Source organism: Serratia sp. GW822-FHT06D09 (assembly GCF_058799515.1).
Genome location: NZ_JBXALO010000002.1, coordinates 349,022 through 363,253, shown reverse-complemented (window position 1 = coordinate 363,253; position 14,232 = coordinate 349,022). Strand labels below are relative to the sequence as shown.

Sequence of the window (14,232 nt, the reverse complement as noted above, 5' to 3'; positions counted from 1 at the left end):
ATGTCCCAGAGATCAGGCAATCCACACTCTGGCATGTGAATTACCATTAACGCTATTCTTATATTTAATAAGCAGACTTATTAATAAAGCCTTTAAATATGGTTAAGAACACAATCTTGATGTCCAACCAGACGCTCCAGTTACGAATATAATCCAGATCGAACTCAACACGTTTTTGCATTTTCTCCAGCGTGTCAGTTTCGCCACGCCAGCCATTGATCTGCGCCCAGCCAGTTATACCTGGTTTCATTTTATGGCGTAACATATAACCGTTAATCAATTTTCTGTACTGTTCATTATGCGCCACCGCATGTGGCCTTGGTCCAACGATGGACATGTCACCTTTCAATACGTTGATAAATTGTGGTAGTTCGTCCAAAGAGGTGCGACGTAAAAAAGCGCCTACCGATGTTAACCGCGCATCCCCTTTTGTTGCCTGAACCACTTTGTCACCATCTTCCATTACACTCATGGAACGGAACTTCCAAACTTCGATGGCCTTACCATCCATACCATAACGTCTTTGTTTAAAGATCACTGGTCCGGAAGATGTGAATTTCACCATGCCAGCAATCAACAACAACACAGGAGAAATAAACAGCAAAATTAAAATTGACAAAATAATGTCTTCAATGCGTTTAATAACCTGATTAATACCGCTCATCGGAGTATCGAACAACGAAACAACCGGCACACCGTTAATTTCTTCGGAGCGTGACTGTAATATATTGAAGGTGAAAATATCAGGAATCAACATCACTGAACAAGTGGTGTCGGAAAGGTCGGCAACCGTGTCTTTGATTAGCTTCTCCTGCTCCATCGACATAGCTATATACACACGATCGATACGCCCACTTTTAGCATCTTCTACCAGTTGGCATAAGTCACCCCGGCGCTCGATTGTAGTATTTAGTTGAGAATTATCATTGTCATAAATCCCAAGTACTTTAAACCCCATCCAATGGGCATCGCGAAGTGATTCAGCCAGGCGAATACCAACCGGCATCGCCCCCATTATCGCCACATTTCGGGTATTAAAACCGATATTACGCATATATCCAAGAAACAAGCGGATCACGCTACGCGAAATAACCAGCCCGCAAGACACCAACAAATACCATTGGATATACACGGAATATTCATTGTTAAAGGAATTAACTAACGCTACTGTTCCCGAGGTTAAAAGCAGACTCAACGACCAGTTTTGTAAGATGAGCTGGACCTCAAGACCCGCGCGAACCCCACGCCATGAGCGATAAAAATCCGTAATACCACCAATCATTTGGAAAATAACAATTGAAATCAATACCATGACCCAGTGCTGCATAATAAAGTCAGCACCAGAAATCAGGCAAGACAAGTACAATCCGGCAAAAATAATGAAAATATCGGAAAAACGCTGGATCATTGAGGTTAGGGATGCATTGGTATGCAATGTTCCTCGACGGAAACCGTTCATAGATAACTGCCTATTAACTATCATAGTATAGATGCCTTTTGTAAGTTTTCTCTGGTACCTATATCTCTTAACTTTACTGGGCCATCTATATAGCCCAGTTATACAATATAGCGTTAAACTCAGAGATCATCTGCGCAGCAAGGCCAGTATTTCTTCTGTTTTTTGTTGCATTAATAGGGGATTAGCACGGGACTCGACATTTAAACGTACTACGGGTTCAGTATTAGAACTGCGCAGGTTGAAGCGCCAGTCAGAAAACTCCAGACTAATACCATCGGTTGTGTCAAATGCCAACGAAGTTGGCTGGTAACGATTTAAAACCCGCTCAATTGAAGCCTGCGGATCCTGCAATTTGCTGTTAATTTCCCCTGAAGCAGGGTAGGCCGCCATACGATCTTCAACCAACTGCCCTAGCGTCTTACCCTTAATGCACAACAATTCAGCCACCAGTAGCCATGGGATCATGCCGCTGTCGCAGTATGAAAACTCACGGAAATAATGATGTGCACTCATTTCACCACCATAGACCGCATCTTCCAAACGCATGCGTTCTTTAATAAATGCGTGGCCGGTCTTTGACATCACCGGCACCCCGCCTGCTTGAGTCACCACGTCAATGGTATTCCAGCTTAAACGCGGATCATGGATGATTTTTGCCCCACGTTCCTTTTCGAGGAACGCTTCAGCCAGTAAACCAACGATGTAATACCCTTCGATAAAACCACCGTGCTCATCAAACAAGAAGCAACGGTCAAAATCCCCGTCAAAAGCGATACCCATATCGGCCTTATGGAGGCGCACAGCCTGGGCAGTATCCTCACGGCACTCCGGCAGCAATGGGTTAGGGATCCCGTTAGGAAAGTTGCCATCCGGCTGGTGATGAACTTTAATAAATTCAACGGGTACCTGAAGCTGTTTGAATCGTGCTTCAATAGCATCGATCACATGGCCTGCGGCACCATTGCCAGAGTTGACGACCAATTTCAATGGCTTCAGGTTAGCCGTATTCACATAACCTAACAGGTGATCCACATAATCTTTCTCGATGGAGATCTTTTCATAGCTGCCGCGTTTTTCCTTGTTCACCGGCGCAAAGTTGTTTTGCTCTGCCAGACGCTGGATATCACGCAAGCCGGTATCGCCACTGATGGGTTTGGCTTGGCTGCGCACCAACTTCATACCGTTATAGTTCATAGGATTGTGGCTAGCGGTAACTTCAACTCCGCCATCTATTCCTAAATGGAAAGTCGCAAAATATATTTCTTCCGTCCCACTCACACCAATGTCCAATACATCCACACCGGAATCACGTAACCCTTCAGCCAGAGAAAGCTTGAGCTCCTCACTGGTCAGGCGAATATCGCCGCCAACAACGACGCTCTTAGGCTTCAAAAACTCTCCATATGCGCGACCAATACGATAAGCTATATCGGTATTCAGTTCTTCGCCCAGTTGTCCACGAATGTCGTACGCTTTGAAGCAGGTCAATGATTGTGACATGTTGAGATCCTTACCAAAATATAAATCTGGTAGCGCTGTGAAATGCCCACAGCGCTAAATTATTAGTTATGTTGAGCTGAATCACCAATACGAACGATATCATCCTCACCCAGATAGGCACCTGATTGAATCTCAATCAGATCTAGCTCTATTTTTCCCGGATTTTCGAGGGAATGCTCAGTACCTAAAGGAATATAAATAGACTCGTTCTCGCTAATTAACTGCACTTTCCCATTGGCATTGACTTTCGCCGTCCCAGAAACAACTACCCAATGTTCTGATCGATGGTGATGCATCTGGAGAGACAGCTTTTCGCCGGGTTTGACAGTAATACGGCGTACCTGGAAACGTTCACCTTGTGCAATCGCATCGTGTTTACCCCATGGGCGGTAAACCTCGCGATGCTGTTTGCTTTCGGAACGTTTCTGCTGCTTGAGTTGATTAACGATTTCCTTAACGTCTTGAACTTTATCTTTGTTGGCAATCAGTACCGCATCTTTGGTTTCTACCACTACGAGGTTATCTATCCCAACCATAGCCACCAATTTATGTTCCGCACGGATGTAGTTATTAGAACAATCATGTTCCAGAACGTCGCCAAAGGTAGAATTACCTTTTACGTCTTTCTCACTGATTTCCCATAAGGCTGACCAGGAACCCACATCGTTCCAACCGGCGTCCAATGGTACAACCACGGCATCCGCTGTTTGTTCCATCACGGCATAATCAACCGACTCATCCGGACACGCAATGAATGCTTCGCGATCGACACGGATAAAGTCCATATCCGGAGACAGGTGCGCCAGGGATTTTTTACAAGCATCAAGAATGTCGGGACGAAAACGCTCCAACTCATCTAAATAACGACTGGCTTTAAACAGGAACATACCGCTATTCCACAGATACTCACCGCTATCGAGATACTGTTGAGCTGTTTCAAGATTAGGTTTTTCAACAAAACGCGACACGCCACAAATACTGGAACCATCAACGCTAGTGCCTTTTTGAATATAACCATAACCCGTTTCAGGCCCCGTCGGTACAATCCCGAATGTCGCTAGCTTACCTGCTTCAGCATAGGGTACCGCCTGATTCACCGCTTCTCGGAAAGTGGCTTCATCCTGAATAACATGGTCCGCAGCTAATACCAACATAAGAGGATCATCACCACTAGAAACAGCCTGCAGCGCAGCAAGTGCGATCGCCGGGGCTGTATTGCGCCCTACTGGCTCTAAAATGATATTATGCGACAAACGGGTAATTTGACGCAGTTGCTCTGCAACGATAAAACGATGTTCCTCATTACAGATCACAAGAGGATTAATAATGTCTAACCCTTTAAGACGCATCACCGTAGTTTGCAGCATTGAAAATTCATTGCACAAAGCTAGAAACTGTTTTGGGAACAACTCACGAGAAAGTGGCCACAGACGACTCCCTGTCCCCCCAGCCATGATAACAGGATAAAGGTTACTCATTTTTACTCTCACTGATTAAATACAAAAGAAAATTAGAAGAAACACAAAGAAAATGTTATTAACAACAAAAATACATTCCAGACTTAGAATTACCTGTAAAGGTGATAAGTACTAGAAACCATTCTGTCAGAAGTGAAATTGGCGCTATAAAAATCCACGCAGGCAGCTTTCATTGATGCCCAATCATCTTTACCACGTGTGTTCAGTATTTCTACAGCCTCACTGGCTTTATTGGTCGTAAACAGGTAGCCCGTAACACCTTCACAGACGACTTCAGGCAAAGAGCTGCAACGGCTGGCTACCACTGGTAGCCCGTAACTCTCAGCTTCAACCGCCACCAGGCCGAATGACTCCCAACGACTTGGCATTAACAAAACATCTGCGTAAGAAAAGTAAGGAGCTATCTCAATAGACGTCAGCCACCCTTTATAGCTTATTCTTGCATGATGAGGGGGGGACTCTGTCGCATGTACATTGCCACCAACGACGGTAATTAAAAATCCATCGTCTAATCTATCCGCAATTTCTTTAACTAGATCGAAACCTTTTTGATAATCAAAACGCCCAACGAACAGTATATTAATTTTATCTGATTGATAGGGCGTAACATGATCACCCGTAGGCAGTGGCGGTTCGACCCCGTTATAAACCACAGTTAAATTATTTGAATCCAGCCCTACGCCGAGAGCCACTCTCTTCTCATACTCGCTGGTACAAATAATCACATCGGTTTTTTTTTGCAGTATCTTTTCTATCCACGTGTAAACTCTTTTTTTCTTCTCAGAAGTATCCATCAAAAAAGAAAATGCATGCGGACAATAAATTATTTTTGGTTTACAGCTCATTCTAATCAAAGGCGTAAGTAACCGACATATCACACCTGCAAAAGTGCTGTGGATATGGATAACATCCGGTTTTTCTTTACGGACTATGCGAATATAATTCACGGCCAGTGAAATAAATGATGAAATGTTTCTCCCAGAACGAGTGAATTTTTTCAACTTACTCTCAGGAAACGTACCAATCTCGCTGTATTGGCTATCCGGCAGCAAGCAATAAAAATCAAACTCACCATTTGGTTGTACAAGTTGCCTGATAACCGTTGCGACTCCACCTTTCACCGTTTCAGCAACGTGCAACACTTTTTTTTTCATTGGGCAGATCCCATAATGATTTTATTCAAGTCTTCAGCAGAACGCCCCCAATCGAAACGTTTAACGTTCTCAAAACCCCTTTCAACCAGAGTTTGACGTAAAACATCATCTTGCATAATTCGATCCAAGGTTTGCCTCATTTCAAGGATATTTTCTGGGTCAAAATACAACACGCTGTCAGCCAGTACCTCTGGCAGGGAGGCCCTATTGGATGCTACCACTGCGCAACCGCAAGCCTGCGCCTCCAATGGAGGAATTCCAAACCCTTCGTATAAAGAAGGAAAAACAAAAGCTCTGGCATTAGAGTAAAGTTTAATCAGGCTCTCATCGCTCACGCGGCCAACAAAATGTATGTTCTCTGCCTGCATTGCCTCTGGAGAAAAATTCACCCCTGTAAAATTTTTATTTGCAGCTCCAATGATTTTCAACACTACATCTTTATTACCTTCCATTTGCGAAAAGGCGGTAATTAGTCCGTGAAAATTTTTATGATAGTTCGGAGATGAAACCGCCAATAAATAAGGTTTCTCGTCACTAGCCACCTGAGGTTCAGCTCTAAACTTACTGGCTACGGCGTTATTAATTACATGAATATTATTTAAAGGGTAATTAAACGCTGCATAAAGTTCTTTCTTTGAAAATTCGCTTACTGTCAACAATGCCTTGCTAGAACGCAACATCAAAGGAAAAATATTATTATAAACAAAACGAAACTTTGCAGAATAGCTTTGTGGGTAGCGTTTATAAATAACATCATGATGAGTTACAAACTTATTACTATAAAATACCGGAGCGGTATTGCATAGGTTAATCAATAAAGGGTTTCCTTGCTTACGTAAAAAAGCAGGTAACTCTAATTGCTCCCATAAATGCCCGCCTCGTTCACCAATAACTTGCACATTCAACTTTGAAGCGACATCAGTGTGAATAATATTTTTCGGGGAAAGAAAAACCAAATCATTTCGAATATTACTTAACGCCAAGCTTATCTCTTGAGCAAAACGTTGAACACCGGTTAAATCTTGTGTTAAAAATCGCGCATTGACATAAATCATTATCTACCTCATGCCATTCAAATAACAACGTGTCAATGTGCCAGATGAGCACGGCTAAGAGATTTCCCCGTTCTCTTGACCAAACTATTCTCTGGTCTTCTAACTGACAACAATAATATTGATATTATTATCGGGAATATATATCCGGGATAGTTGGTCAATGGGTTGTTATAAACAAAGTTCATTGACAACGATATCATCCAATACAGATATATACTGGGATTGAGCCCTCGCCGAGTGCGCTGATAAAGAATACCAAGAATAACTGAAGCAACAATAACTAAGAAGATAATCCCAACGTTACCATAATTAGAAAGCATATAGATATACATACTGTCTAAAGGTATAGAGTTCGTATTGTCATCACCAATTACGGCATTCCCATTAACAGCATACCCTGCCCCCGTGAAGGGTGAATAACCGCTATCTGCACGTACTGCCTCGATATTTACCGTTCTAAGCAGAATACTGTTCTCTGCATAGGCATTTTCTTTCGGAAAAATCATTTCATAAATACTGTAATTCGTCGTGGTAACATAAAAGAACAATGATAAGACCATTGTCACCATGGTTACAGTATTCAAGCTAAAACGCTCGGAGAAGAAACGCCGACACACCAAATACATAATATAAAGCAGCGCCATAATTATAGCTGTTTTAGAGGTTGAAAACGCAATCCCGACCATAATAAGAACGATGTATTTCTTACGATGCTTCGCACTTACGAAAGGTGCCAATACCAATGAAAAGAACAAGTACTCACTTAAGCTGAATGGGCCGGTAAGCAAGCCAAAAGCTCTGAGTTGCCCCTGAATAGTTCGTAGCAGTAGACCATACTCTTTACCAAACTGTGTCAGCTGAGGGCCAGGGTCGAAACCAATAACCGCGTATAATACACCAGCTAAACTTGATTCAGCGACGGCGAAAAGCGCATTGAGTACGGAAAAAATAATATAGTACTTGATGACTTTAGTGACAATTTCAACTCGTTCATCAAATTCAAAAAGGAGCAGGACAGCGGCAAAGAAAAATGAGCCAAAAGTTAATAATTCCAACCGGAATTGTACGATAGTGCGGAAAAGGTCAAATCTTCCTGATAGCATACTCAAAAGAATAAACACTAATGAAAATATAACCATCGATAAAAATAAAATCAATATACTCCGGCACTGAGCAGAAACCCGTGGATTTCGAGCGAAAAGAAGGATAAGCACAAAAACGGGGACGGCCATGGCAAAAAAATCTTTATACAGCAAAAGTGCCCTGGTTGACATGTACGCGATGACAGTCACAATCCCATTCAACGATAGCAGCGTCATATACATTAATAATAGGAAAACAACCAGCGATTTCGTCGATACTCTCATTATTATCCTCTGTACACACTTTCGTAACTGCTGGCTATTTTTCCACTCTCAAAAAAAGAGGACCGCAGCTTATTATTATTATCTCTAACGGCCTTAACTGCGCCTGAGACAGAAAAGTCTTTCAATTCTAAGATATTATCATAGAAAGCAGCGATTTCGGTCACTCCACCGCTGAAAGTAGTATACACAACCTTTCCAGAGATGGCCGATTCCGCAACCGCTCGACCAAAAGGTTCGTTCCAGCGCGTTGGCAAAACCACCGCATCAACCTGCGCCATAAACTCATCAATCTTGATGAATCCGAGCAGCTTAACGCCAACCTCTGTTGCCAGTGCCTTCATCCGCTGACCACTTGCATCATTATTAAAGCGACCAGCAGCATAAAATTCTACCTGAGGATTTTGCAGTCCCTGTTTCGCCAACAAACAGAATTCATCGAAGCCTTTGTCCACAGTCAAACGGCCAACGAAACCTATTCTTACTTTGTCACTTATAGACGGAACAAAAGCTATAGCAGCTACTGGATTATAGATATAGGTATGTAACGCGTGGCGCGCAAAACCATTTTCCTGATGTAGGGTTGAAATGTACTTGCTGATGCCCACAAAAGCATCGACGTGCTGACTGGCCTTTTTCTTGAAGTATGAAGTAATAGTCACAGCCAGACTGTTTACATCCATATTTTGTCCATGTTTAAACAGGGTTCCGTTGGGATGAAACAAATAATAATCGCGGGTGGTGTGTACAACACGGGCACCCAGTTTTTTTGCCACGCGCCATACAGCAACAGAAAAACCACTCAAATTATTGGTATGCACCACTTCGGGGCCAAAAGCCGCCAACTCATATCTAACCATACGCGCCATGAACGGATTATAAGAGTCCAGCAGGTGCCAACCTGCTTTTTGCAGTTTGCCGGCCACCTGCTTTTGAAATGGCCAATACAGATTCTTTAGGGGGAAATAAACAATGCTTACGCCATTAATTGAATCATGTTTTATTTTATCACCATCATGAAGACAAAATACACGCACCTGGTGTCCGACGGTCTGCAGACTTTCAGCGAGCATTTGTACCGAGACCTCTGCGCCACCAATCTTGTAGGGAGCATAAAGTGTATTTATTAAAGCAATCTTCATTTATTGGCCACCACAGAATAATTTATAAAATTAAAACTTATTTTTAATCAGAGTAATGTCAGCACTCTCATAACTTTCATAATTTTTATAGATCGCATCAACAAAGCTAACCCACTCAGGAGAAAGAAGTTTTTCATCAAGTACATACGCAGTTATCTTGATCTTTTCATCATAAATTTTTATTAGGTTGTCATACAATGATGAATAAAAACCGGCTATTGACGCTACATTCTCTCCCACCACGATGGGATAAACTTCAAACGGGAAATCAAGACGACGAACTTCCACATGCTGCCTGATCGCCTCGATTTTCTCTTCTCGCTCACGGCGGTGCGGAATATAAACCAATTCGGCCTCTTTCTGATTCTGTTTCAGATCTTCGATCATTTTTAGCGTCAGTTCGATATCATCAACTGAGGTTACTCCAGCCTCATAGAGTGGGGTACCAATAATAAATATCTTATTACCCCCCTGTGGCAAACTCGCCAGCTTAACCTTAAATTTTTGATAGTTATGCTTTACTATCTTGTCCCGCTGAGCAATATTTTTATCGATATTGTAAACCGAGAAAAATGTCAGTTTCTCTCGATCATTATTGACTATCCCCAGTGACTTAAGAAAGATCGACTTCAGAATATCTCTCACCGTAACGGTATTGGTTCGCTTAATCCTTAGCGTAGCCGTCCCATCATCAAGCAAGACAATATCTCTTTTTGGATATTTATGTGCCAACATCCAAAACACTCTCGCACGGTATTCGCCGGCGATCAATGTGACATGATCTTTCACGCAGACTTCAGATTTCACGCCCTTTAATTCTCTCCGGATATCGAATACTTTACCCAGGTATCCTTCGACATCAATAGTTTTCAAAGTTTTGTGTCTGATCATCTGCAGCAGATATACAATCTGCCCATGATTCAATGCTGAATTTGCTGAACGTTTATTGACGATCAGTAAGTCGAGTGTGATGTTCTTCGCATCCAGATACTCGATCAGGTTAAAAGCCTGCAGTGGCGATTCGATATACGCAATGTGCTTACTCATATTTCTGATATCCGGTTAGGGCAACTAATGCTAATTTCCAAGTACCACTTAGTGGAACTTACCTGCAGCTTTGAGCTGTAAATAATGATCAACATTGCGCTGTGAGAATTGCGTAGCCGGATGACCGCCAGCGATAGCATAAGGTTGAATATCCTTAACCACAACGCTACCAGCCTGGATAATCGCACCTTCACCTATAGTGACGCCTGGCAGAAGAATTACATTAATACCTAACCAAACGTTATCTCCAATATGAGTATCTTTAATGATATAAGTATGGTCATACGGAATTGCAGTGCCGTTGTGGTTATGATTTTCGGTGATTATTACACAACCGAAACCACAGTGGAAATTATCGCCGATGACAACACTCCCCTTCCCCACCACCGTCAAACCGTTGGAGTTGAAGTTATTACCCAGAGTTGTTTTATTATTAACAAGAGTCAAAAAGTTAACCTTTGGATCGCGGCCGCATTTTGCCACGGCATTGAGAACTTTAGACTTATAACGTTGCTTACGTAGATTACGTAACCATCGTTTAAAACTTGCTATCATCTTTTCCTCTCAATCTTAATTTGCCGCTTACCATAAATAAATGTCGCTGTACATGCAAAAAGACTTGAAACAGCATAAACGAAACAGAAATATTCAACCTTTATTGTCGTCACCGTGATAATAAATATACCAACTAAATGTGTAATCATTGAGCCCATGGTAATGATTGAAATGATTTTATTTTTGCGATAATAAAAAAGGGAATGCGTAAATATATAATAAATAGAGAGGAACGCTGTCCCAGGCAATAAAATATTGAAATAGTATATAGCGCGATTAAACTCAGCCTTAAAGAGATAAGGAAAAACAAATGGCATAATAAAGAAATAAATCACACAGGCTACGATCACTAAACCTGTATAGCCATATTGAATAAGCTCAACGCCTCTAAAATCATTTTCTTTCAACTTGCGGTAAATAAAAGGCTGAAATGCCTGGTTAATTACACCAAAAAACAACATCACGATAGAGGTAAGCTGAAATGCTAAACCATAAACCCCTACTACGGCGGTGCTCATGTAATGAGCAATGAAAAAACGGTCTATTGATGATTTAATCCAGTAACTGCCATGATGTGGCAGCAATGACAAACCATAACTGACAATTTCTTTATAGCGTTTTCGTACGGGTTCACATGTAATACGCTCGCCCTTGATTTTCTTGTAAACAAAAAACTCATAGGCAAGTTGAATACTGAAAAACGAGGCCGCTATCGCTATCAACCGCTGTCCAGGTGTCGCCGCAATCATTTCGAAAAGGACGATCGTAAACAGAACGTTAAATGCGGACAGCAAAAACTGCCCAATCGCTGCAACCTTGTACGTCTGGCTAATACGCAGGTGCGACAAATTGATAAAGTTAAGCGCCTGAGCTAAAGATGCCAAAACCACCAGAAAACCATCACTAAAACTTACAGATATATTAGCGACTAGCGTAACAATATAAAATATCACCACTAATAACACGCTCGACGCCATGGCCAGAGTGATGTTATCTCTGCGGAACACCAGGGAACTCCCTTCCCCCTCCTGCATGTATTTGACCGGTAACAAACCCTGACCACTAAATGAAATAAAAATGATCAACATCTGAATAACAGAAAGATACAGAGTTAGCGCGCCGTATCCCGACGCGCCAAGGTGTGCTGTTAAATAAGGCAGTATGATGAAGCCTATGACCTTGCCAAGAATATCCCCTATCGACAAGGCCGCAGCGCCCATAATGACTTTGCTCATTTACAGATACTTTTCCAGGAAGTTAAGTGCGTGCCAGAATCCCTCTCCCTGATTTTTATGGCCCTGCCAAACTTCTGGAATAAACATCGCGCCGGGAGCATAGCGCAGCAGGTCATCGGCAAGCTCATCAAAGTTCACATCGCCTTTACCAATCTGTACACCCTCGCCGTCAACGCCCAACGCATCAACAACGTGCATATGCGCTGTGTAAGCACCAACTTTCTGAGTAAACTCATGAAGATCCCATTGGTAGTAATTACATGCCATCATCGAGTGAGATGTGTCATAGCAGATACGGTAGTTATACTTTTCGCAGAATGCCTTAATCTCATCAGGATCAACAAACAGGTTGTGGTAGCTCTGTCCACCAAAGTGCCATGGGAATGGCGGCATGGTTTGGATAATGATTTCCACGCCTTCCTGGTTTATTTGACTCAATGCGGAGCCAATGCGCTCATACATTCCCTGGCGTGCTTCTTTAGGCAAGAAACCTGTGGTATTGAATCCACCAGCGTTAACTACGATAACCGGGCATTCAGTTTTCGGGAAATATTGCTTCAGCGCACGGGTAACATCGCAGACACGCTGCAATTGCTTGATGGAATGTGCAAGGTATGCCGGGTCCTCAGATGCCAGATCCAGTATATGATCGTTGGCGAACAGTTCAGGACTATGTACGGCAAAACCAATGTCTTCTGCGCCCGAGAAGAACTCGGTTAAATCCAATTCCATATCCTGGTAGCTCAGGTGGAACTCAACAAAATCCAGATTGGATTTGTTTTTCAATTTGCTGTAGTCGTGATAACGAACAGGAATACCAAATGGGCGATCAAAATCGTAATCTTTAGCTTCAATCGCTTCATCATTCAGATCTGATTCATAAAAATAACCACCGGCCTCAAGATCTCGGATGGCTTTCTTACCCACCAATTGCTCCATATAAAGAGGCTGCAATCCCTGACCTGGGCTTTTCACTTCAATCATATCGCGAGTGATGATCTCGCCCTTTTTCAGGTCACGGTTGATGATCAAACTCTTCGCCAAGGTTTCGCGGTTGATCATTTCCCCCTGAGTGATGGTACGTTCGCCAGCCTGACCCATGGATTCTTCAACTTCACGAATGCGCACGACCATCTCTTTAAATTCTGGTGGCAGCAATGAAACCTTATGGTCATTACCTTCCATTGATTTATCAATAGTGAAATGCTTCTCGATTACTCGAGCGCCAAGCGCGGCTACAGCGATGGGTACGGAGATCCCGCGCTCGTGGCCAGAATAGCCAACCAAGCAACCGGTCACTTGCTGCAGACGCTTAATATAAGCCAGGTTCACATCTTTAAATGGAGTCGGATAAGTTGAGTTGCAATGCAGAATGACAAATTCGGCACCTTTAGACTTCAGGAATTCAACAGAACTTTTGATTTCTGCTTCGCTGCACATGCCGGTTGAACAAATCAACGGCTTGCCTGTAGCCGCCAATGCGCCTAGCATTTCATGGTTAGTGAAGTCTGCAGAAGCGACTTTATAACCTTCCATGCCATACTGTTCCAAAATCTCAAGGCTTCTGAGATCCCATGGCGTACACAATGGAGTTAGCCCCTTAGTTTTGCAGTAATCGAACACCTCGATGAGCTCTTCATTGGACAGCTGGAATTTTCTCAATAAATCAATTGTATATTGCGCACCTAGGTCAGCAGATTGATCTTTCTCATTGCCACCTTTATACAATGAACTAAGATCACGCATCTGGAATTTGACGCAATCAGCGCCAGCATCAACGGCCAGATCGACCAAGTGCTTAGCCAGCTTGATGTCGCCGTTATGGTTGTTGCCAATTTCTGCAATGATATAGCTCGGCGATGTATCTGTGATAGTGTGCTTACCAATGGTCAGCCCCTTCTCACTTTGCAGCGCTACAGCTACCAGGCGGCGATAGTCATCCACCAATGGTAGAACGTCAACGCCATTGGTGAAAAAGGCTTCAATTTCAGTACGCGGCGCATCAACTTTTTTGTAGCGAACGTTCTGGTTCATGACTTCAGACATTTCACGACTCAGGTCGAAATCACCACTGGTGATCCAGCGGCGGAAGTCACCATCCGAGAAGGAGCCACATAACTTACCGTCTTCAGTAACAACAAAGATAATGCGTTTTTTATTTGAGTTGATTTTTTCCAATGCTTTGATGATTGTTTCTGTTTCAAACACCAAAAAATCGGATATTTTTTTCTGAATTAACATTA

General features: G+C 42.7%; 11 protein-coding genes. All 11 read right to left on the bottom strand.

Annotation, left to right across the window (positions count from 1 at the left end):
• Positions 1 to 64: 64 nt before the first annotated feature.
• Positions 65 to 1,459: an undecaprenyl-phosphate glucose phosphotransferase gene (wcaJ, locus tag AC1RKG_RS05500; RefSeq protein WP_187962575.1), complete on the bottom strand. Its 1,395-nt coding sequence runs from the start codon at positions 1,457 to 1,459 to the stop codon at positions 65 to 67.
• Between the two features lie 126 nt (positions 1,460 to 1,585).
• Positions 1,586 to 2,959 (bottom strand): phosphomannomutase CpsG, encoded by a 1,374-nt coding sequence (gene cpsG, locus AC1RKG_RS05495; protein ID WP_187962574.1) that lies wholly within the window; start codon positions 2,957 to 2,959, stop codon positions 1,586 to 1,588.
• A gap of 62 nt (positions 2,960 to 3,021) precedes the next feature.
• Positions 3,022 to 4,437: a mannose-1-phosphate guanylyltransferase/mannose-6-phosphate isomerase gene (locus tag AC1RKG_RS05490; protein ID WP_262504770.1), complete on the bottom strand. Its 1,416-nt coding sequence runs from the start codon at positions 4,435 to 4,437 to the stop codon at positions 3,022 to 3,024.
• 89 nt (positions 4,438 to 4,526) lie between these two features.
• Positions 4,527 to 5,591 carry a glycosyltransferase gene (locus AC1RKG_RS05485; RefSeq protein ID WP_187962572.1) on the bottom strand — a complete coding sequence of 355 codons (1,065 nt, stop codon included), beginning with the start codon at positions 5,589 to 5,591 and terminating at the stop codon, positions 4,527 to 4,529.
• A complete protein-coding gene (locus AC1RKG_RS05480) occupies positions 5,588 to 6,646 on the bottom strand; it encodes a glycosyltransferase family 4 protein (RefSeq protein WP_493182312.1) in 1,059 nt (352 codons plus the stop codon). The genes AC1RKG_RS05485 and AC1RKG_RS05480 overlap by 4 nt, the downstream gene beginning before the upstream one ends.
• 32 nt (positions 6,647 to 6,678) lie before the next feature.
• Complete coding sequence (locus AC1RKG_RS05475; protein ID WP_187962570.1) at positions 6,679 to 8,013, bottom strand: hypothetical protein; 1,335 nt, start codon at positions 8,011 to 8,013, stop codon at positions 6,679 to 6,681.
• 2 nt (positions 8,014 to 8,015) lie between these two features.
• Positions 8,016 to 9,152, bottom strand: coding sequence for a glycosyltransferase (locus AC1RKG_RS05470; RefSeq protein ID WP_493182310.1), 1,137 nt, complete (start codon positions 9,150 to 9,152; stop codon positions 8,016 to 8,018).
• Positions 9,153 to 9,182: 30 nt separating this feature from the next.
• Positions 9,183 to 10,199, bottom strand: coding sequence for a hypothetical protein (locus AC1RKG_RS05465; RefSeq protein WP_493182309.1), 1,017 nt, complete (start codon positions 10,197 to 10,199; stop codon positions 9,183 to 9,185).
• A 48-nt stretch (positions 10,200 to 10,247) separates the two neighbouring features.
• Positions 10,248 to 10,754 (bottom strand): acyltransferase, encoded by a 507-nt coding sequence (locus AC1RKG_RS05460; protein ID WP_187962567.1) that lies wholly within the window; start codon positions 10,752 to 10,754, stop codon positions 10,248 to 10,250.
• A complete protein-coding gene (locus AC1RKG_RS05455) occupies positions 10,751 to 11,989 on the bottom strand; it encodes a lipopolysaccharide biosynthesis protein (protein WP_493182307.1) in 1,239 nt (412 codons plus the stop codon). The genes AC1RKG_RS05460 and AC1RKG_RS05455 overlap by 4 nt, the downstream gene beginning before the upstream one ends.
• Positions 11,990 to 14,230 (bottom strand): N-acetylneuraminate synthase family protein, encoded by a 2,241-nt coding sequence (locus tag AC1RKG_RS05450; protein WP_187962565.1) that lies wholly within the window; start codon positions 14,228 to 14,230, stop codon positions 11,990 to 11,992.
• Positions 14,231 to 14,232 lie beyond the last annotated feature (2 nt).

Coding starts and splice junctions, on each gene's coding strand:
- wcaJ (WP_187962575.1), bottom strand. CDS start 1,459: ATGAACGGTTTCCGTCGAGGAACATTGCATACCAATGCATCCCTAACC.
- cpsG (WP_187962574.1), bottom strand. CDS start 2,959: ATGTCACAATCATTGACCTGCTTCAAAGCGTACGACATTCGTGGACAA.
- AC1RKG_RS05490 (WP_262504770.1), bottom strand. CDS start 4,437: ATGAGTAACCTTTATCCTGTTATCATGGCTGGGGGGACAGGGAGTCGT.
- AC1RKG_RS05485 (WP_187962572.1), bottom strand. CDS start 5,591: ATGAAAAAAAAAGTGTTGCACGTTGCTGAAACGGTGAAAGGTGGAGTC.
- AC1RKG_RS05480 (WP_493182312.1), bottom strand. CDS start 6,646: ATGATTTATGTCAATGCGCGATTTTTAACACAAGATTTAACCGGTGTT.
- AC1RKG_RS05475 (WP_187962570.1), bottom strand. CDS start 8,013: ATGAGAGTATCGACGAAATCGCTGGTTGTTTTCCTATTATTAATGTAT.
- AC1RKG_RS05470 (WP_493182310.1), bottom strand. CDS start 9,152: ATGAAGATTGCTTTAATAAATACACTTTATGCTCCCTACAAGATTGGT.
- AC1RKG_RS05465 (WP_493182309.1), bottom strand. CDS start 10,199: ATGAGTAAGCACATTGCGTATATCGAATCGCCACTGCAGGCTTTTAAC.
- AC1RKG_RS05460 (WP_187962567.1), bottom strand. CDS start 10,754: ATGATAGCAAGTTTTAAACGATGGTTACGTAATCTACGTAAGCAACGT.
- AC1RKG_RS05455 (WP_493182307.1), bottom strand. CDS start 11,989: ATGAGCAAAGTCATTATGGGCGCTGCGGCCTTGTCGATAGGGGATATT.
- AC1RKG_RS05450 (WP_187962565.1), bottom strand. CDS start 14,230: ATGTTAATTCAGAAAAAAATATCCGATTTTTTGGTGTTTGAAACAGAA.